Below are 17,782 nucleotides of genomic sequence, written 5' to 3'. Positions count from 1 at the left end.
GCGCTGCTCCGCGGATGCGTAGAAGGCGTCCATATCGACATGGATGATCTTCGCCGATGCGGTGCTGGCGCCGTTGGTAGTCAGTCTCGTCGGTCACGTCGTTGGCCCTGTTAGGTTTTCCTTGACGCCGCGAGCGACGATCCGAAGTGTCTCATCCGGTAGAGGCCGCTGCAGCTTCAGGGCCTCGTCCGGAGGAGCCGTCATCCAGGTCTCTACCTTATCCGGCGTCGTTAGGATCACGGGCATCGCCTTCGGATGGATGGCGGCGACCTCGGTGTTTGGCTCCGTCGTGAGGAAAGCGTAGAGGTCGTTGGTGGTCTCGCCTTCCTTGACCTTCCGGACAGATGTCCAGTTGGTCCAGATGCCGGCGAAGCAGGCGAGAGGGCGGGTCTCATCGAGGGCGAACCAGATATCGCCGCCTTCGGCCTTGTTGAACTCACTGAACGAGTTGAACGGGACTACGCAACGATTTTCGACGCTGAGCCAGCGGGCCCAGTGCTTGCTCTTGACGTTCCTGATATTGGTCGTACCGCCGTCGGGCTCCATTCTGAGCAATTCCTTGAAATCGACCGTCTTGCCCTTGGCCTGCAGCTTCTCGGCTCGCTGCTTCGTGGCGTCCATCAGTGCCTTCGATGAAGATGGCATCCCCCATCGCGCCGTAGCGAGCTCGCGGCCTTCGGCTCCGTTCCGCACGATCGGTGCTTTGTAGTCGGGAAACACGCCGGGCATCGGCGCCAGATTGCCCACGTATCGGTTCACGACGCGGAATAGCGCGCTGATAGCGGCCTGGTTGGTCGTGATCGAATAGAGATTGCACATCAATCAGTCTTCGGTTCGAGGGTGGCGAGGCTGCCAAGCCAATTGTAGCAGAGTCGCAGACGGACGCCGGCCCGCCTTGGCGCATTTGCGGCAGCGCAGCCGGCTGGCGAGATCATGCACGAAGGTGGTTGGCGGGTGCTTCATCGCCGCGAGGTCGACGTCGCTCGGCGTCTTGCAGCGCGCGCACCTGATCTCAAGCCAGGGAAAGCCTCCATTCACGGCCTGATCGATGGTGGGCGAGGGATCGATTGGTTCGCCGTCGCTCCACATGCGCTCATTCCAGCTTTCGCAAAGCAGCCTGTCAGCCTGCTGGATCATTGCTTCGCCCTTGGCCCGCGTTTCCGCCGATTGGGCCGCCAGGATGTTGGCCATCGCGCGTGCCTTGCCGAGCTCTTTCGCCAGAGCCTTTCGGTCGCCGCCCGACAGGGGAGTGGGGTGATACTTCGGGGCCATCCGGCATCCAGGCGCTAAGAGATCGGATCGCGTTCCGGAACGGGCTAGGACGTCTCGAACGCCGGCCAGCACCCGTCTTCTTCATGCCTGCCGGTGCGCTGCTGGCACGTGTTGTCGAGCAACCGCTGCGCCACGTCCTTCCAGACCGCGTTGCCGCCATACAATCGGACTGCATCGGCCTTCTGGATTTCCACGGTCCGCTCGCAGCGACGGCAGGAGATGCGCAGCACGTGGCGCTGAATCTCGGAAAGACGTCGCTGTCGCCTTTCAGCTCCGCTGTCGTCCGCGCGAGGGTCTTTCAGGACCGATTCCCAATATTCCACCGGGAGTGGCGCATCTGGAGCCGCCGCGGAGGGGCCCGGTCTACGGGTAGCTTCAGCGGCCAGTTTTTCCATCTGCTTTGGGGTAGGCATACGCCAGCTCGCGGGTCGATCCGCCATGCCGGGATTAGAACATAAAGAGAACAAAAGTCGAGTCCGATCGAGCCTGCTCCGTGAAAAAATCCCCCTGTTGGAAAGGTCACGGTGTCGGAACCAAGCCTGGTCATTCGTCTTGAATCCGGCATCAGTATTGGAGTTCCCCCGTCATGGCCCCCCGCGCTAACTGGAAAGGCTTCCTGCGTCTTTCCCTCGTCACCTGTCCGGTAGCGCTCTATCCGGCCACGTCGGAATCCGAAAAGGTCTCGTTCAACCAGCTCAATCGAAAGACCGGCCATCGGATCAAGTACGCCAAGGTTGATGCCGATACCGGCGAGGAGGTCGACAACGAGGACATCGTCAAGGGTTACAAAGTCGACACCGATACCTTCATTGAGGTGACGAAGGAGGAGCTCGAGAACGTCGCGCTGGAATCGACGCGAACCATCGAGATCGATGAGTTCGTCGACCGCAGCGAGATCGATCCGAGGTATCTGATCCGTCCCTACTACTTGGTGCCGGACGGAAAGGTCGGTCACGACGCCTTCGCCGTCGTCCGCGAAACCATCCGCGAGATGAACAAGGTCGCCATCGGCCGCGTGGTGCTGACCAACCGTGAGCACATCATCGCGCTCGAGCCCATGGACAAGGGCCTGACGGGAACGCTGCTGCGTTACCCCTATGAGGTGCGACCCGCGGCCGAATATTTTGACGAGATCCAGGATGTCAAAGTGACCAAGGACATGCTTGATCTCGCCAAGCACATCGTCAATCAAAAGTCGGGTCACTTCGAGCCGGACAGGTTCGAGGATCAGTACGAAACCGCTCTCATCGACCTCATCAACAAGAAGCGCGCCGGCAAACCCATCACCGCGAAAGCGCGCCCCCGCGGCGAGAACGTGGTCGATCTGATGGACGCACTGCGCAAGAGCATCGGAAGAGACACGTCGGCAGCGACAGAGGCGCCGAAGAAGCCGGCCAGGAAGGCGCGCAAGGCAGCGGCCGGACAGAAGGAAATGCTGATGCCGATTGCCGGCAAGAAACCGGCCAAGGAGGCCGCGGCGAAGAAACCGGCGGCCAGACCGCAGCGGAAGTCAGCCTAGCCTGTCGTGAAGCATCCAGTGGAGCCAAACGGGCGTTACTTCGTTGCCAGGGAGCGATATGGCTGCGCTGAAAAAGACTTCCAGGAGATCGATGTTGAGCGCGGGCATTCTCGCCTACCGGAAGGGCGCTCGCGGGCTTGAGGTTCTGCTCGTTCATCCCGGCGGTCCGTTCTGGCGCAAGAAGGATAATGGCGCCTGGTCCATTCCCAAGGGCGAAATCGATGCCGCGGATGCTCCGGAGCAGGTCGCGCGGCGTGAGTTTGCCGAGGAGCTCGGCCCGAGCGCTTCGATTGGTCCACTCCAGCCGCTGGGAGAGGTCCGACAGCGAGGAGGCAAGCGCGTAATCGCGTTCGCCGGAGAAGGCCATTTTGACCCGGTGGCGCTGATCAGCAATACCTTCGATATCGAATGGCCACCCCGAAGCGGTCGACGGCAGAGCTTTCCCGAAGTCGATCGCGCGGAGTGGTTCGATATCGAGTTCGCGCGGACCAAGATGCTGTCCGCTCAGGGAGAGCTTCTCGATCGTCTTTTGGCGATCGCGGCTGAGAGCGACGGGAAATGACGTTCAGGATTGGAATCATTTCGGACACGCACGGCCTGTTGAGGCCCGAGGCGGAACGAGGCCTGACGGGCGTCGATCACATCATCCATGCCGGCGACATCGGGCGCCCCGAGATCGTCGATGCGCTTCGCCGGATCGCGCCTGTCACCGCCATCCGTGGGAACGTGGACAATGGCGAGTGGGCTGCCGAATACCCCGACACGAACCTTGTGCGCTTGGCGGGAAAGTCGATCTACGTCTTGCACGACCTGAAGACCCTGCAGGCCGATCTTGGCGCCGGCATCGACGTCATCGTCTCCGGGCATTCCCACGTGCCGAAGATCGACACGGTCGGTGGCGTTCTTTACCTCAATCCCGGCAGCGCGGGACCGCGGCGCTTCAGGCTGCCGATCACGTTTGCGACGCTCGAGGTCACGCCTGAGGGCATGCGACCGGAAATCCACGACCTTGGAGACGACTGAGCGCACCATCGCGCAGGGAATACACAACGGAAGAGGCGAATGCGTTAATTCATCCCGTTTGCCGGTTACGTCCGAAGGGAAGCGCTATTTGCGCGGGCGTTCTCGCTCGCGCACGACATCCTTCGCCCGCTTGTCGGACCGGAGCCCGAGGTAGACGGGCTGGCGCAGCTCGCCCTTGCTCGTCCACTCCGCGAATTTGACCTCGGCAACCAGTGAGGGTTTGACCCAGGCCGTGTTGGCCTCGTCCTTCACTTTGGCAGGAAAGGGCGATTTAGGGGCCGTCAGCTTCACGAGCCTGGCATGGAGATCTTCCAGCACCTTGTGGCTGAAGCCGGTGCCGACATGTCCGATGTAGCACCATGCGTCGCCTTCCCGCACGGCGAGGACCAGGGCGCCGAAGAACGGCCTGGTGCGCCTGGGCGCCGTGAACCCCGCGATCACCACTTCCTGTCGCTTTGCCGTCTTGATCTTCAGCCAATCCGCCGTCCGACTTCCGGACGCATACGCGCTGTCGGCGCGCTTCGCCATGATGCCTTCGAGACCCTTCCGCTCGGCCTCGGCGAAGAATTTCGTGCCTTTCGCTTTGCGGTGACGGCTGAAGGCGATCAGCTTGTCGCGCGGCAGAATTGCCTTCAGCCGCTTCTTGCGCTCGACGAGAGGCTGCTTGCGCAAGTCCACTGCATTCTCAAACATGAGATCGAAGACGCAATACTTGAGCTTCGCTTCATGACGCAGCGCATTTTGAAGCAGCTGGAAATGCGAGACGCCGTCCTTTCCGATCGCGACGAGCTCGCCGTCGATCACGGCGTCGCTCTTCACGCCCTCCAGCGCTTTGGCGACCTCGATATAGCTGCGGCTGATGATCTTGCCGTTGCGGCTGTAGAGGGCAACCTTGCCCCGCCGGATTTCTGCGATCATTCGGAAGCCGTCGTACTTGTCCTCAAAAACCCAGCCGGGGTCGTTGAAGGGCGCGTCGGTGAGGGTCGCGAGCATCGGCTGCAAGCGCCTTGGCAGCGTCGACGTCCGGGTCATCCGAGGCCCATCATTAAAAAGCCCGTTGCGAAATGCATGGACGTCCTTCAAGGATTAGGGAACGCTTCGAGGCCGCATCGTGTTCCGCAGGCACCGGGCGTGCGCAAGGGTGACGATCGACCGGGGAGGGCGGGTCAGGCCGATGGCCAGAAAACTGAAGACCTACCACACTTCGCTGGGCTTCTTCGATCTGGCGATCGCCGCTCCCTCGATGAAGGCGGCTCTGGAAGCGTGGGGCGCCGACAGCAATCTCTTCCATCAGGGCGCGGCGAAAGAAAGCGACGATCCGGACGTTATCGCCACGACCGTGGCAAAGCCCGGTGTCGTTCTCAGGCGCCCTGTTGGAACCGACCGAGCTTTCAGCGACCATGCCGAGCCGCCCACCTATCTTGGCGGCGGCGGACCAAAGAAAGGCGCCGACAAGTCGAAAAGCCCAAAGCCGAAGAGCCCTCCCTCTCGCTCTGTCGACACGGCTGGAGAGCGGAAGGCCGCTTTGGCTCACGAACGGGAGCAGAGGCGCCGCGAGCGAGAACAGGCGAAGGAGGAGGCCGCCAGGCAGAAGGAGCGTGAACGCCGTCAGGAGGCGGTGGACAAGGCGCAGGCTGCGCTGGATGAGGCTGAGCAGGAGCACGCGAAGCGGGTCGCCGCTATCCGGGCCGAGGTCGAGGCTCTGGAGAAGAAATCGCAAACCGAAGACGCTCGCTGGGATAAGGAGAAGGAGCGGCTGAAAGCTGCGCTGCGGCGCGCGCGTGGCTAGCCTATGGCGGGCCGACGCGTGAAGTCCCTTCAACCCTTTCGGGAATCTAGGACGCGTGTAGGGGCCTCGTTCACGGTGGCGCGGTCCCGTCCGTCCTCCAAAGCGAGCTCCATGACGGCCTGATACAGCTCGGCTGGAATCATCAGGTGGCTTTCCAGGGGCTTGTTGGCCGCCGGAACCGATCGAATGCATCCATCAGAAATCCTCCCGCAGGCCTCGGTAGAACGGGTGCCGGACCTTTCCCTCGGCTGACTTCGCGCGATACTCGATTTCCGCGAGCAGCTTTGGTTCGACCCAGATGCCCTTATGTGCGATCCGCTTAGTGTACGGCTGCGTCCTCCCGATCAGCGGCTTCAGTCTCTTCTGGAGATCTGCGGCGGAAGCCTTGTCGAAGCCGTGGTCGACCTTCCCCGGATAGACGAGATCGTCGCCCTTGCGGCGGCCGACATAGATGCCGTCCCACTTTCCCTCGTCGAGTGCGAAGCCGGCGATCGTCAGCGTCTCGCGCTGGATGCAGGTTTTCTTGACCCAATCGCTTGTGCGGCCCTTCGGATAGGGACCGTCTCGCACCTTCGAGACGACGCCTTTCAAACCAAGTTTGCTGGCGTGCGCGAACATCTCGCGTCCTTCGATCTCGAAGCTTTCGCTGAACTGGACGTCGGTGCGATCGACGATTCTCCTCAGCTCGGCTTTCCTCAGGATCAGCGGCAGCTTCCGCAGATCGCGGCCATTCAGATGGAGCAGAGGGGACGCGACTCGTCGAGGGCGAACCAAATGTCGCCGCCTTCGGCCTTGTTGAACTCGCTGAAGGAGTTGAACGGCACTATGCAGCGATGCTCGGGGCCGAGCCAACGGGCCCAATGATTGCTCTTCACATTGCGGATGTTGGTCGTGCCGCCGTCCGGCTCCATTCTGAGCAATTCCTTGAAATCCACTGTCCTGCCCTTGGCCTGCAGCTTTTCGGCTCGCTTCGCCGTCGCTCCACATCCGCTCGTTCCAGCTTTCGCAAAGCAACCTGTCTGCTTGCTGGATCATGGCCTCGCCCTTGGCCCGCATCTCAGACGATTGAGGGGGCAGCATGTTGGCCATCGCACGTGCCTTGCCGAGCTCTTTTGCCAGAGCCTTGCTATTGCCGCCCGACAGGGGCGTGGGGTGATACTTTGGGGCCATCCGGACATCCAGGCGCTAAGAGATCGGATCGCGATCCGGAACGGGCTAGGACGTCTCGAACGCCGGTCAGCACCCGTCTTCTTCATGCCTGCCGGTGTGCGCTGCTGGCAGGTGTTGTCGAGCAACCGCTGCGCCACGTCCTTCCAAAGCGCGTTGGCACCATACAATCGGACTGCATCGGCCTTCTGGATGTCCACGGTCCGCTCGCAGCGACGGCACGAGATGCGCAGGACGTGGCGTTGCATCTCGGAAAACCGCCCGCGCTGCGGCCTCATTGACCTTTGCGCGGTCCCGCCCGTTCTCTGGAGACAGCTCCATCACCGCTCGATGGAACTCCGCAGGGATCGTCACCGGACTATCGAGCGGCTTTCCACCCACTGCCAGAAGCGGTCACCTGCCGCAACCAATCCGGTTGCTTGAAATCGCGCAAGGGCCGCCCCGCACATTCAGCCCGAGAGCAGGCCTTTGTCGGGAATTTGATGCGCCGGTTGTCGGCATTGAGCCTCAATGCCAGAAACCTGACATACGCGCCGCTACGAAGTGCCTGCTGAGCCTGCGAATTCACCTCGGCACGCGATTTGCTCTGTTTACGGCATCATCACCAATCGCAGTGCGATGGTCTTCGGGACACGGCGCGCGTCGCTGTTCGCGTTTCGTCCGTTCCGACGGTTTGCTGTAGCAATAACTTGGCGCTCGGTTGTGGACGAGAAAATGCAGGGAAGGGTTGGATGCGATCTAGAGTTCTTCTTTTGGAAGCCAGTGAAACTGCCACGGGAAGTGTGCGACTGGTCCGGAGGCTATATTGGGCGGACAAGTCGGTGGCGGGTACCTCCACCTCCTTCACCGATCCCTACGGTCAGCCGGTTTATCGCGATGCCGACAGGTTCGATGTCATGCGGCGGCACAACCCGCACCTCTCGTTGGGGTAGGGGCCGCATTTCTGCCTGAGCGCTGCGCTGGCACGCCTGGAATTGCGATGCGCCTTCCTCGCGCCGCTCGCGCGGATGGGGGATCTGGCGGTGACTATCGCCGCGGAGGATGTCGTCTACCTGCCGTCTTACGCATTTGCTGCCTGCGCCGCCTACGGGTCACCTTCCGCCCTTCCATCGCTTAGAGAGTGAAGTGCCACCATGTCCGAACAATCCTTGCCGACGCTGCCGATGTGGCGCGTCGATCACATCGAGCCCTCGCCCGAGATGTTGGCGCTACGCGCCAACTGTCCGATCCACCGCGTGCGCTTCCCGTCCGGACACGAAGGCTGGTGGGTGACAGGCTATGACGAGGCCAAGGAGGTGCTGTCCGACGCGGCGTTCCGGCCCGCGGGAATGCCGCCAGCGGCATTCACCCCGGATTCGGTGATTCTCGGTTCGCCGGGCTGGCTGGTCTCGCACGAGGGAGGCGAGCATGCCCGGTTACGCACGATCGTGGCGCCGGCCTTCAGCAACCGCCGGGTGAAGCTGCTCGCGCAGCAAGTCGAGGCGATCGCCGCGCAGTTGTTCGAGGCGCTGGCGGCCCAGCCTCAGCCCGCCGACCTGAGGCGCCACCTCTCCTTTCCGCTTCCGGCCATGGTCATCAGCGCGCTAATGGGCGTGCTCTACGAGGATCGCGCCTTTTTCGCCCGGCTGTCCGACGAGGTGATGACGCACCAGCATGAAAGCGGCCCGCGCAGTGCGTCGCGCCGGGCCTGGGAAGAACTGCGCGCCTACATGCGTGGCAAGATGCGGGATAAGCGCCAGGATCCGGGCGACAACCTGCTGACGGATCTGCTCGCGGCGGTCGACCAGGGCAAGGCGACCGAGGAAGAGGCGATCGGCCTGGCGGCAGGCATGCTGGTGGCGGGGCACGAGAGCACCGTCGCGCAGATCGAATTCGGCCTGCTGGCGATGTTCCGCCATCCGCGACAGCGCGAACGCCTGGTCGGCGATCCATCCCTGGTGGACAAGGCGGTGGAGGAAATCCTGCGCATGTACCCGCCGGGCGCGGGCTGGGACGGCATCATGCGCTATCCGAGGACCGACGTGACCATCGCGGGCGTGGATATTCCCGCGGAAAGCAAAGTGCTCGTCGGCCTGCCGGCGACGTCGTTCGATCCGCGCCATTTCGATGACCCGGAAATCTTTGACATCGGACGCCAGGAAAAGCCGCACCTGGCGTTCTCCTACGGGCCGCACTCCTGCATCGGCGGGGCGCTGGCCAGGCTCGAACTCAAAGCGGTGTTAGGTTCGATCTTCCAGCGCTTTCCCGCGCTACGCCTGGCCGTGCCGCCCGAAGAACTGAAGTTGCGCAAGGAGATCATCACTGGCGGGTTCGAGGAGTTCCCGGTGCTCTGGTGATGCGCGGACGGCGCCGCGGATCGCGATCTTCTCCACAATTTGCCTGCGCGCGTGGGGCGCGCCGGTCAGATCAGCCAGCCGATGGGTAACCAAGATGGACGTGCAAGAAACCACGGCAGCATGCCGGGATGCCTTCGCCGAACTGGCGTCGCCAGCCTGCATCCACGACCCATATCCGTTCATGCGGTGGTTGCGCGAGACCGATCCGGTGCATCGCGCGGCTTCGGGCCTCTTTCTGTTGAGCCGCCACGCCGACATCTATTGGGCGCTCAAGGCCACGGGCGATGCATTTCGGGGGCCGGCACCGGGCGAACTGGCGCGCTATTTTCCGCATGCGGCGACCAGCCTATCGCTCAATCTGCTGGCGTCCACGCTAGCGATGAAGGACCCACCGACGCATACGCGTCTGCGCCGGCTGATCTCGCGCGATTTCACCATGCGCCAGATCGACGACCTGCGGCCGGGCATCGCGCGCATCGTCGCCTCTCGCTTGGACGGCATGGCGCCCGCGCTGGAGCGCGGGGAGGCCGTGGACCTGCATCGGGAATTCGCGCTCGCCTTGCCCATGCTGGTCTTTGCCGAACTGTTTGGCATGCCCCAGGACGACATGTTCGGGCTCGCCGCCGGCATCGGCCCCATTCTGGAAGGCCTGAGCCCGCACGCCAGCGATCCCCAGCTCGCCGCGGCGGACGCAGCCAGTGCCAGAGTGAAGGCCTACTTCGGCGGCCTCATACAGCGCAAGCGCACCGATCCCCGGCACGACATCGTGTCGATGCTAGTCGGCGCACACGACGATGATGCCGACACGCTGTCGGATGCGGAGTTGATCAGCATGTTGTGGGGCATGCTGCTGGGCGGCTTCGCCACCACTGCTGCGACCATCGACCATGCGGTCCTGGCGATGCTGGCGTATCCCCAACAGCGGCACTGGCTGCAGGGAGACGCTGTGGGGGTGAAGGCATTCGTCGAAGAAGTCCTGCGCTGCGACGCGCCCGCGATGTTCAGCTCCATTCCGCGTATCGCCCAGCGCGACATCGAACTTGGCGGCGTGGTGATCCCGAAGAACGCGGACGTGCGCGTGCTGATCGCGTCCGGCAATCGCGACCCGGACGCCTTCGCCGATCCCGATCGCTTCGATCCCGCGCGGTTCTACGGCACCAGTCCAGGCATGTCGACCGACGGGAAGATCATGCTGAGCTTCGGCCACGGCATTCACTTCTGCCTCGGCGCGCAACTGTCCCGGGTGCAGTTGGCCGAGAGCCTGCCGCGGATCCAGGCCCGCTTCCCCACGCTGGCATTGGCCGATCAGCCGACCCGGGAGCCCTCCGCGTTCCTCCGGACGTTCCGCGCGCTGCCGGTGCGGCTGCATGCGCGGGGGACCTGAGATGCGCGTTGTGGTCGACCAGGATCTGTGCGGAACCAGCGGGCAGTGCGTGCTGACGCTGCCGGGCACCTTTCGCCAGCGCGAACCGGACGGCGTGGCCGAAGTGTGCGTGGCGACGGTCCCGCAGGCGCTGCACGCCGACGTGAGGCACGCGGCACGCCAGTGCCCGGTCGCCGCCATTCGGGTCATCGAAAGCGACGCTGGCGATGACGAGCGCGCCAGCGCCGACCCTGCGCCTTCTGCAGCGGAGGCAGAGCGGCATGCCGAGAGAGACCAACGCCATCCAGGAGGACACGATGGGACGGTTTGAAGACAAGGTGGCAGTGGTGACCGGCGCCGGCGCCGGCATCGGCAAGGCATGCGCTCTCGCTATCGCGCGCGAGGGAGGGCGAGTGGTGGTCGCCGACATTGATGGCTCGGCGGCCATCGCCTGCACCGCGCAAATTGCATCCGAGGCGGACCGCGCGCTGGCCTCGGCAACAGACATCGCCGATGCGCAGGCGGTGGTAGCGCTGTTCGAAACGGCGGAGCGGCACTTCGGTGGGGTCGACCTGCTGGTGAACAACGCGAGCGCCATGCATCTGACTCCGCGCGACCGCGCGATCCTCGATCTGGAACTGGCGGTCTGGGATCAGACAATGGCGACCAATCTGCGCGGCACGTTGCTCTGCTGCCGGCAGGCCATCCCACGGATGATCGCCCGCGGTGGTGGCGCGATCGTCAACATGTCGTCGTGCCAAGGGGCTCAGCGGTGACACCGCGCAGACATCCTACGCGGCGTCGAAGGCGGCGATGAACATGCTGTCCGCCTCGCTCGCCACCCAGTACGGTCATGCGCAGATCCGCTGCAACGCGGTTGCGCCGGGTCTCATTATGACCGATCGTCTCCTCGCTAAGCTGGACGAGTGCACGCAACGGCATCTGCGCCGGCACCAGCTCCTGCCGCGGGTCGGCCGCCCCGAGGACGTGGCCGCGCTGGTGGCGTTCCTGCTCTCCGACGATGCTGCGTTCATCACTGGCCAGGTCGTGTGCATCGATGGCGGCATGCTGGCGCATGTGCCGACATACGCCGATGGTGGCAACAGCCGCGCCGCGCGGCCTTCCGGCAAGACCGCCAAAGCGGACGCGTCGCCGCGCTGCTGATGGACATGCTGCTCAACCCGCTGAACCGTCGGCATCGGCTGCGGCACGACATCCCGGTCGTGCCCGGCGCTTTCCCCTTGGTCGGGCATCTTCCCGCCGTTGTTTGCGACCTGCCGCGCCTGCTGCGGCGCGCGGAACGGACGCTGGGCAGCCACTTCTGGCTGGATTTCGGCCCTGCCGGACACCTGATGACCAGTCTGGATCCGGATGCTCTCGCGCTGCTCCGGCACAAAGACGTGTCCTCGGCGCTGATCGAAGACATCGCGCCCGAATTGTTTGGGGGAACATTGGTCGCCCAGGACGGCATCGCGCACCGGCAGGCGCGCGATGCGATCCAGGCGGCGCTCCTGCCCAAGGGGCTGACCCAGGCCGGCATCGGCGAACTGTTCGCGCCCGTCATCCGGGCGCGCGTGCAGAGGTGGCGCGACCGCGGCGACGTAACCATCCTGCGCGAAACCGGCGATCTGATGCTCAAGCTCATCTTCAGTCTCATGGGAATCCCCGCGCAGGACCTGCCGGGATGGCATCGCAAGTACCGGCAACTGCTGCAGTTGATCGTCGCGCCCCCGGTCGACTTGCCCGGACTGCCCTTGCGGCGCGGCCGCGCCGCCCGCGACTGGATCGATGCGCGGTTGCGCGAGTTCGTCCGCGCCGCGCGCGAACATGCCTCGCGCACCGGGTTGATCAACGACATGGTGAGCGCCTTCGATCGCAGCGACGATCCGCTTTCCGATGACGTCCTGGTCGCTAATATCCGCTTGCTGCTGCTTGGTGGTCACGACACCACCGCCTCGACGATGGCCTGGATGGTGATCGAGCTGGCGCGGCAGCCTGGGCTGTGGGACGCCCTGGTCGAGGAGGCGCAACGCGTGGGCGCGGTGCCGACCCGGCACGCGGACCTGGCGCAGTGTCCGGTCGCCGAGGCGCTGTTCCGCGAGACGCTGCGCGTGCATCCGGCGACGCCGCTCCTGGTGCGTCGCGCACTGCGTGAATTGCGACTCGGCCAACGGCGCATTCCCGCGGGCACCGATCTGTGCATCCCGCTGCTGCATTTCTCGACCTCGGCGCTGCTGCACGAAGCGCCTGATCAGTTTCGACTGGCGCGGTGGCTGCAACGCACCGAGCCGATCCGGCCGGTGGACATGCTGCAGTTCGGTACCGGCCCACACGTCTGCATGGGCTACCACCTGGCATGGCTGGAACTAGTGCAGTTCTGCATCGCCTTGGCGCTCACCATGCACGAGGCCGGGGTGCGGCCGCGGTTGCTGGGCGGCGTCGAAAAAGGCCGGCGCTATTACCCGACCGCACATCCGTCCATGGCTATCCGCATCGGATTCTCATGAGCTGGCATCGCATGCCCATGTGGCGAGGCAGCGGCGCCGGCGACGCGCGGCATTGCTGCACTCGGCGCGCGCACGGTGCGACGCCGACAACACCGCGGCGGGCCGCCGCTGGCGGTCTCCTGTCAGGTACGAGGACATGAACAACATGCAGGCCACTTCCACGCCACAGGACGACAGAACTGGTGATTCCGCGCTCGGCGGATTGGGCGCACAGGCGCGCGGCGCATCCGGCGGGCTGCTGCCCGAGATCTGGATTGCAGGACGGCGCAAAGCGGGTCGAACAGGCGCTAGCGCGCCTTCTCTTTGTCGAACATGACGGTGAGACCGAGCTGATGGCGGCGATGCGCTACGCCACCTTGCATGGCGGGAAACGCACCCGTGCCTTGCTCTGCCTGGCGGCCGGCGCACTGTCCGACACGCCGGCGCACATGCTCGACGACGTCGGCGCCGCCATCGAGATGATGCACGCTTGCACCCTGGTCCACGACGATCTGCCCGCGATGGACGACGACGTGCTTCGCCGCGGCCTTCCGACCGTGCACGTCAAGTTCGGCGAAGCTACTGCGATCCTGGTCGGCGATGCGCTGCAGGCGCACGCCTTCCTGACCCTGGCGAGCCTGGATGCGCCGGGCGATTACCGTATCGCGCTCGTGCGCGAACTGGCGCAGGCGGTGTCCTCCGAGGGTGCCGCAGGCGGGCAGGCCATCGATCTGTCGCTGATTGGAAAGCACGTGGAGCTGGACAGGATCGTGGCGATGTACCGGATGAAGAGCGGAGCGCTAGTGCGCGCGTCCGTTCGCATGGGCGCGCTATGCGCCATCGCGGAGGATGCCGCGCACGCTGCGCTGTACTGTGCGCTCGATCGCTACAGCGCCTGTTTCGGCCTGGCGTTGCAGGTGATCGACGACATTCTCGACGTGACAGCGGATACCGCGACGCTGGGCAAGACCCCCGGCAAGGACGCGGCGGCGCAGAAGCCGACCTGCGCGTCGATCATGGGACTGCAGGCAGCGCGCCAGTTCGCGCTGGATCTGTTGCGCGATGCCGGGGAGGCCATCGCGCCGCTGGGGCCGCGTGCAGAACGGTTGGCGCAAATCCTGCAGCGGGCCAACGCGTATCTGTTCAAGCACGCGCCATGCGCATGAGCGTGCCCGTCCGCTTGGAGACGCTCATGTGCCGCTGCGATCGGCCGGCGGCAGCGGTGCATGCTGCACTATGTGCGAAGTCTCCGGCGCCGATCGCAGCGGTTGCCCGGCACGGCCGCGGCGCACGCGGGCGCGCTGCCCGCAAGCCTATGCGGCGGGCCGGCGCCAGCATTGGGGTGGTCGCCGCGCCGGAGCAGGGCGGCCGTCCGGCACTGCCTAAGCGACGGCCTGCGGCGACATGCGCGCGACGTTTGCCCATCCGTCTGAAGGAGCATCCCGCGTGAACGCGCTGTCCGAACAGATCCTCTCCGAATTGCGTCGCCTGCTGAGCGAGATGAGCGATGGCGGCAGCGTCGGTCCGTCCGTCTACGACACGGCGCGAGCTCTGCGGTTCCATGGCAACGTCACCGGTCGGCAGGATGCATACGCGTGGCTCATGGCGCAGCAACAGGCCGATGGCGGATGGGGAAGCGCGGACTTCCCGCTGTTCCGCCATGCGCCTACGTGGGCGGCATTGCTGGCATTGCAGCGGGCCTATCCTTTTCCCGGCGCTGCCGACGCAGTCCAGGCCGCAACCCGGTTCCTCCAGCGCCAGCCCGATCCCTACGCGCATGCGGTCCCGGAAGACGCGCCGATCGCCGCGGAGCTGATCCTGCCGCAGTGTTGCGGCGAGGCCGTATCCTTGCTGGGCGGCATGGCGTTTCCGCGCCACCCGGCGCTGTTGCCGTTGCGGCAAACGCGCCTGGTCAAGCTGGCGGCGGTGACGACGTTGCCGAGCGGCCATCCGTTGCTGCACTCCTGGGAAGCCTGGGGGACGTCGCCGACCACCGCACTCCCGGATGAGGACGGCAGCATCGGCATCAGTCCGGCGGCCACCGCCGCGTGGCGCGCGCACGCCGTGACACAGAGGAGCACGCCGCAGGTCGGGCGCGCCGACGCGTATTTGCAGACGGCATCGCGGGCGACGCGCAGCGGCATCGAAGGGGTCGTTCCCAACGTCTGGCCGATCAATGTGTTCGAGCCATGCTGGTCGCTGTACACCCTGCATCTGGCCGGGCTGTTCGCGCATCCCGCGCTCGCCGAGGCGGTGCGCGTGATCGTCGCGCAGCTTGACGCGCGTCTGAGCGGGCGCGGTCTGGGCCCGGCCTTGCACTTCGCGGCCGATGCGGACGACACCGCGGTTGCGTTGTGCGTCCTGCGACTTGCTGGCCGTGACCCGGCGGTCGATGCGTTGCGCCATTTCGAAATCGGCGAGCTGTTCGCCACCTTCCCCGGCGAGCGCAATGCCTCGGTGTCGACCAACATCCATGCCCTGCATGCCTTGCGGCTGTTGGGAAAGCCCGCCGCCGGCACCAGCGCCTACGTCGAGGCCAATCGCAACCTGCAAGGTCTATGGGACAACGAAAAATGGCACGTTTCGTGGCTGTATCCCACTGCGCATGCGCTCGCTGCGCTGGCGCAAGGCGAGCCGCAGTGGCGCGACGAGCGCACGCTTGCGGCGCTGCTACAGGCGCAGCGTGACGACGGCGGCTGGGGCGCCGGTCGCGCGTCCACATTCGAGGAAACCGCCTATGCGCTGTTCGCGTTGCGCGTGATGGACGGGAGCGAAGAGCCGACAGGGCGCTGGCGCATCGCGCACGCGGTCGCACGTGCGCTGGACTGGATGCTCGCCCGCCATGCGGCGCATGCATTGCCGCAAACGCCGCTGTGGATCGGCAAGGAACTGTATTGCCCCACCCGGGTCGTGCGTGTGGCCGAACTCGCCGGGTTGTGGCTGGCGCTTCGTTGGGAGCGGCGGGTCCTGGCCGAGGGAGCAGGAGCGGCGCCATGATCCAGCCCGAAGGCGCGCTGCAGCAGGTGCTGGAGTGGGGGCGTTCCCTGACCGGGTTCGCCGACGAGCATGCCATGGAAGCCGTCAGGGGCGGCCAGTACATCCTGCAGCGCATCCACCCGAGCCTGCGCGAAATCAGCGCCCGAACCGGCCGCGATCCGCAGGACGAAACGCTGATCGTGGCGTTCTATCGCGAATTGGCTCTGCTGTTCTGGCTCGACGATTGCAACGACCTTGGCCTGATCGCGCCGGAACAACTCGCCGCGGTGGAGCAGGCGCTGGGACAGGGCGAGCCGTGCGCGCTCCCCGGATTCGAGGGCTGCGCTGTGCTGCGCGCTTCGCTGGCTGCGCTTGCCTACGATCGTCGCGACTATGCTCAGCTTCTCGACGATACCCGGCGCTACTGCGCGGCGCTGCGCGCCGGACAGGCGCAGACGGCAGACGCGGAACGTTGGTCCTACGCCGAGTACCTGCACAACGGCATCGATTCGATCGCCTACACGAACGTGTTCTGTTGCCTGTCGTTGCTGTGGGGGCTGGACATGGCGACCTTGCGCGCGCGTCCGGCGTTTCGCCAGGTCCTGCGGCTCATCTCCGCGATAGGGCGCCTGCAGAACGATCTGCATGGACGGGACAAGGACAGGTCGGCCGGCGAGGCCGGCAACGCGGCGATCCTGCTGCTGCAGCGCTATCCGGCTATGCCTGTCGTGGAGTTCCTTGACGACGAGCTGGCCGGCCATACGCGCATGTTGTATCGGCTGACGGCGGAAGAACGCTTTCCCGCGCCGTGGGGAGCGTTGATCGAGGCCATGGCGGCCATCCACGCCCAGTACTACCAGACCTCGACCAGCCGCTACCGCAGCGACGCCGCGGGGGGAGGCTAGCGTGCGCCGGCTTGAACGCGCGGGAGGCGATGGCGTGCACGCACTGCCGTCGGTCCAATCCGGCGCAACGCCGTCGCCCGATGCGACCGACGGAGCGAACATGAGCGACACGGCGCCCTGAGCCGGCTTAAGGACAGCCATCTGGACCTCGTGCTGGGTCGGCAAACGGCGCCGGCCAAGGTTGCAAGAACTGCGAGCGATTGACGATGCGGTGATCGCGCTGTTCAACAAAGTGGTGGAGATCGCCAATGACCGGGGCTGGTTGTCGGGCGAACATTTCAGTGTGGATCGCACGTTGATCTAGGCTTGGGCCGGGCAGAACAGGTTCAAGAAGGACGGCGATGACGAGGGCGGCAGCGACTTCCGCGGACAATCGCGCAGCAACCATGCACACGTGTCCACGAGCGATCCGGATGCGCGGCTGTATCGCAAAGGCAGCACGGCGCTGCGCTACATCGGACACGCGCTCCGCTCACTTCTGAGCAATTCGATGGCGGCACAATGGCGCGAGCCGCAAGCGGTCGCTAAGTTTTTACAAATTTGGAATCTAGGTATGTTGGGATGGAGGAAATGCCTCGCGTGCCTCTCGATGCGCCGCAGTCCCTAAGCGACAACTACGTTCGGATTGACTGAGCACAGTTGCGGAAACATGGCGTTCTGACGGGCCCTGACGTCGACGATCACGCAGTCTGCGTCTACCAGCGCGCAATACGAAACCCGGCTAACGACACCCACTTTGGAATAGTCGGCGAGAATAACGCGCTTCCGCGCATGATCAAACATCGCTCTCGCTGTCTCTATTTCGTCGGGATGTAGCTCATCGCACCCGCGGTCGCATCGAGACCGAACGGAGAGACCATCGCTAAATCTTCTCGGTAGCGAGTGCTATCTCATTGACGGTAATCGCCCCGAGCGTTGCGGGCGGATCGTCAGTCCCCACCCAGGA

The 17,782-nt window shown here is 64.8% G+C and carries 15 protein-coding genes and 5 pseudogenes; 13 read left to right on the top strand and 7 right to left on the bottom strand.

Annotated elements, in window-relative coordinates; translation table 11 throughout:
• Positions 1-93: 93 nt before the first annotated feature.
• From ACVILL_RS06810 to ACVILL_RS06800, 3 genes are read right to left on the bottom strand one after another with little or no spacing between them, the layout of a single operon-like run.
• Entirely contained in the window at positions 94-819 is a 726-nt protein-coding gene (locus ACVILL_RS06810) for an SOS response-associated peptidase (protein WP_456728369.1), read from the bottom strand.
• Positions 820-822: 3 nt separating this feature from the next.
• Positions 823-1,272, bottom strand: a complete 450-nt coding sequence (locus tag ACVILL_RS06805) for a hypothetical protein (protein WP_456728368.1) — start codon at positions 1,270-1,272, stop codon at positions 823-825.
• A gap of 44 nt (positions 1,273-1,316) precedes the next feature.
• Positions 1,317-1,712, bottom strand: coding sequence for a hypothetical protein (locus ACVILL_RS06800; protein ID WP_456728367.1), 396 nt, complete (start codon positions 1,710-1,712; stop codon positions 1,317-1,319).
• Positions 1,713-1,858: 146 nt separating this feature from the next.
• Here ACVILL_RS06800 and ku point away from each other — a divergent pair, with 146 nt between their 5' ends.
• From ku to ACVILL_RS06785, 3 genes are read left to right on the top strand one after another with little or no spacing between them, the layout of a single operon-like run.
• The gene (gene ku, locus ACVILL_RS06795; protein ID WP_456728366.1) at positions 1,859-2,791 is read left to right on the top strand and encodes a non-homologous end joining protein Ku; all 933 of its coding nucleotides are present in this window, start codon (positions 1,859-1,861) and stop codon (positions 2,789-2,791) included.
• Between the two features lie 58 nt (positions 2,792-2,849).
• Positions 2,850-3,353, top strand: coding sequence for an NUDIX domain-containing protein (locus ACVILL_RS06790; RefSeq protein WP_456728365.1), 504 nt, complete (start codon positions 2,850-2,852; stop codon positions 3,351-3,353).
• Entirely contained in the window at positions 3,350-3,814 is a 465-nt protein-coding gene (locus ACVILL_RS06785) for a metallophosphoesterase family protein (protein ID WP_456728364.1), read from the top strand. Before ACVILL_RS06790 ends, ACVILL_RS06785 begins: the two co-directional genes overlap by 4 nt.
• An 84-nt stretch (positions 3,815-3,898) precedes the next feature.
• On the opposite strand, the gene ligD is transcribed toward ACVILL_RS06785, so the two are convergent.
• On the bottom strand, positions 3,899-4,846 hold the full coding sequence (ligD, locus tag ACVILL_RS06780) for a non-homologous end-joining DNA ligase (RefSeq protein WP_456734196.1): 948 nt from the start codon (positions 4,844-4,846) through the stop codon (positions 3,899-3,901).
• A 142-nt stretch (positions 4,847-4,988) separates the two neighbouring features.
• Between ligD and ACVILL_RS06775 the strand changes: the two genes are divergently transcribed.
• Positions 4,989-5,603, top strand: coding sequence for a cell envelope biogenesis protein TolA (locus tag ACVILL_RS06775; RefSeq protein WP_456728363.1), 615 nt, complete (start codon positions 4,989-4,991; stop codon positions 5,601-5,603).
• 195 nt (positions 5,604-5,798) lie between these two features.
• Here the strand turns inward: ACVILL_RS06775 and ACVILL_RS06770 are convergent, their stop codons facing one another.
• On the bottom strand, positions 5,799-6,773 hold the full coding sequence (locus ACVILL_RS06770) for an ATP dependent DNA ligase (RefSeq protein ID WP_456728362.1): 975 nt from the start codon (positions 6,771-6,773) through the stop codon (positions 5,799-5,801).
• Positions 6,774-6,839: 66 nt separating this feature from the next.
• Positions 6,840-7,030 (bottom strand): annotated as a pseudogene (locus ACVILL_RS06765) (hypothetical protein); the annotation flags it as partial.
• Between the two features lie 873 nt (positions 7,031-7,903).
• Between ACVILL_RS06765 and ACVILL_RS06760 the strand changes: the two are divergent.
• The 9 genes and pseudogenes from ACVILL_RS06760 to ACVILL_RS06720 all read left to right on the top strand — a co-directional run.
• Positions 7,904-9,106 carry a cytochrome P450 gene (locus ACVILL_RS06760; RefSeq protein ID WP_456728361.1) on the top strand — a complete coding sequence of 401 codons (1,203 nt, stop codon included), beginning with the start codon at positions 7,904-7,906 and terminating at the stop codon, positions 9,104-9,106.
• Between the two features lie 94 nt (positions 9,107-9,200).
• Positions 9,201-10,490 (top strand): cytochrome P450, encoded by a 1,290-nt coding sequence (locus ACVILL_RS06755; RefSeq protein WP_456728360.1) that lies wholly within the window; start codon positions 9,201-9,203, stop codon positions 10,488-10,490.
• Between the two features lies 1 nt (position 10,491).
• Complete coding sequence (locus ACVILL_RS06750) at positions 10,492-10,800, top strand: ferredoxin (RefSeq protein ID WP_456728359.1); 309 nt, start codon at positions 10,492-10,494, stop codon at positions 10,798-10,800.
• Positions 10,787-11,633 (top strand): annotated as a pseudogene (locus ACVILL_RS06745) (SDR family oxidoreductase). The gene ACVILL_RS06750 and the pseudogene ACVILL_RS06745 overlap by 14 nt, the downstream one beginning before the upstream one ends.
• The gene (locus tag ACVILL_RS06740) at positions 11,633-12,976 is read left to right on the top strand and encodes a cytochrome P450 (protein ID WP_456728358.1); all 1,344 of its coding nucleotides are present in this window, start codon (positions 11,633-11,635) and stop codon (positions 12,974-12,976) included. The pseudogene ACVILL_RS06745 and the gene ACVILL_RS06740 overlap by 1 nt, the downstream one beginning before the upstream one ends.
• A gap of 145 nt (positions 12,977-13,121) precedes the next feature.
• Positions 13,122-14,121: pseudogene (locus ACVILL_RS06735) on the top strand (polyprenyl synthetase family protein).
• Positions 14,122-14,401: 280 nt separating this feature from the next.
• Complete coding sequence (locus ACVILL_RS06730; protein WP_456728357.1) at positions 14,402-15,952, top strand: hypothetical protein; 1,551 nt, start codon at positions 14,402-14,404, stop codon at positions 15,950-15,952.
• Positions 15,949-16,836 (top strand): terpene synthase family protein, encoded by an 888-nt coding sequence (locus tag ACVILL_RS06725; RefSeq protein WP_456728356.1) that lies wholly within the window; start codon positions 15,949-15,951, stop codon positions 16,834-16,836. Before ACVILL_RS06730 ends, ACVILL_RS06725 begins: the two co-directional genes overlap by 4 nt.
• A gap of 205 nt (positions 16,837-17,041) precedes the next feature.
• Positions 17,042-17,305 (top strand): annotated as a pseudogene (locus ACVILL_RS06720) (IS5/IS1182 family transposase); the annotation flags it as partial.
• A gap of 134 nt (positions 17,306-17,439) precedes the next feature.
• Here ACVILL_RS06720 and ACVILL_RS06715 read toward each other — a convergent pair.
• Positions 17,440-17,655 (bottom strand): annotated as a pseudogene (locus ACVILL_RS06715) (hypothetical protein); the annotation flags it as partial.
• Positions 17,656-17,782: the final 127 nt, after the last annotated feature.

The organism is Bradyrhizobium sp. USDA 3364, assembly GCF_054056355.1.
The sequence above is the reverse complement of the archived record's forward strand: the minus strand, read 5'-3'. Positions and strand labels throughout refer to the sequence as shown.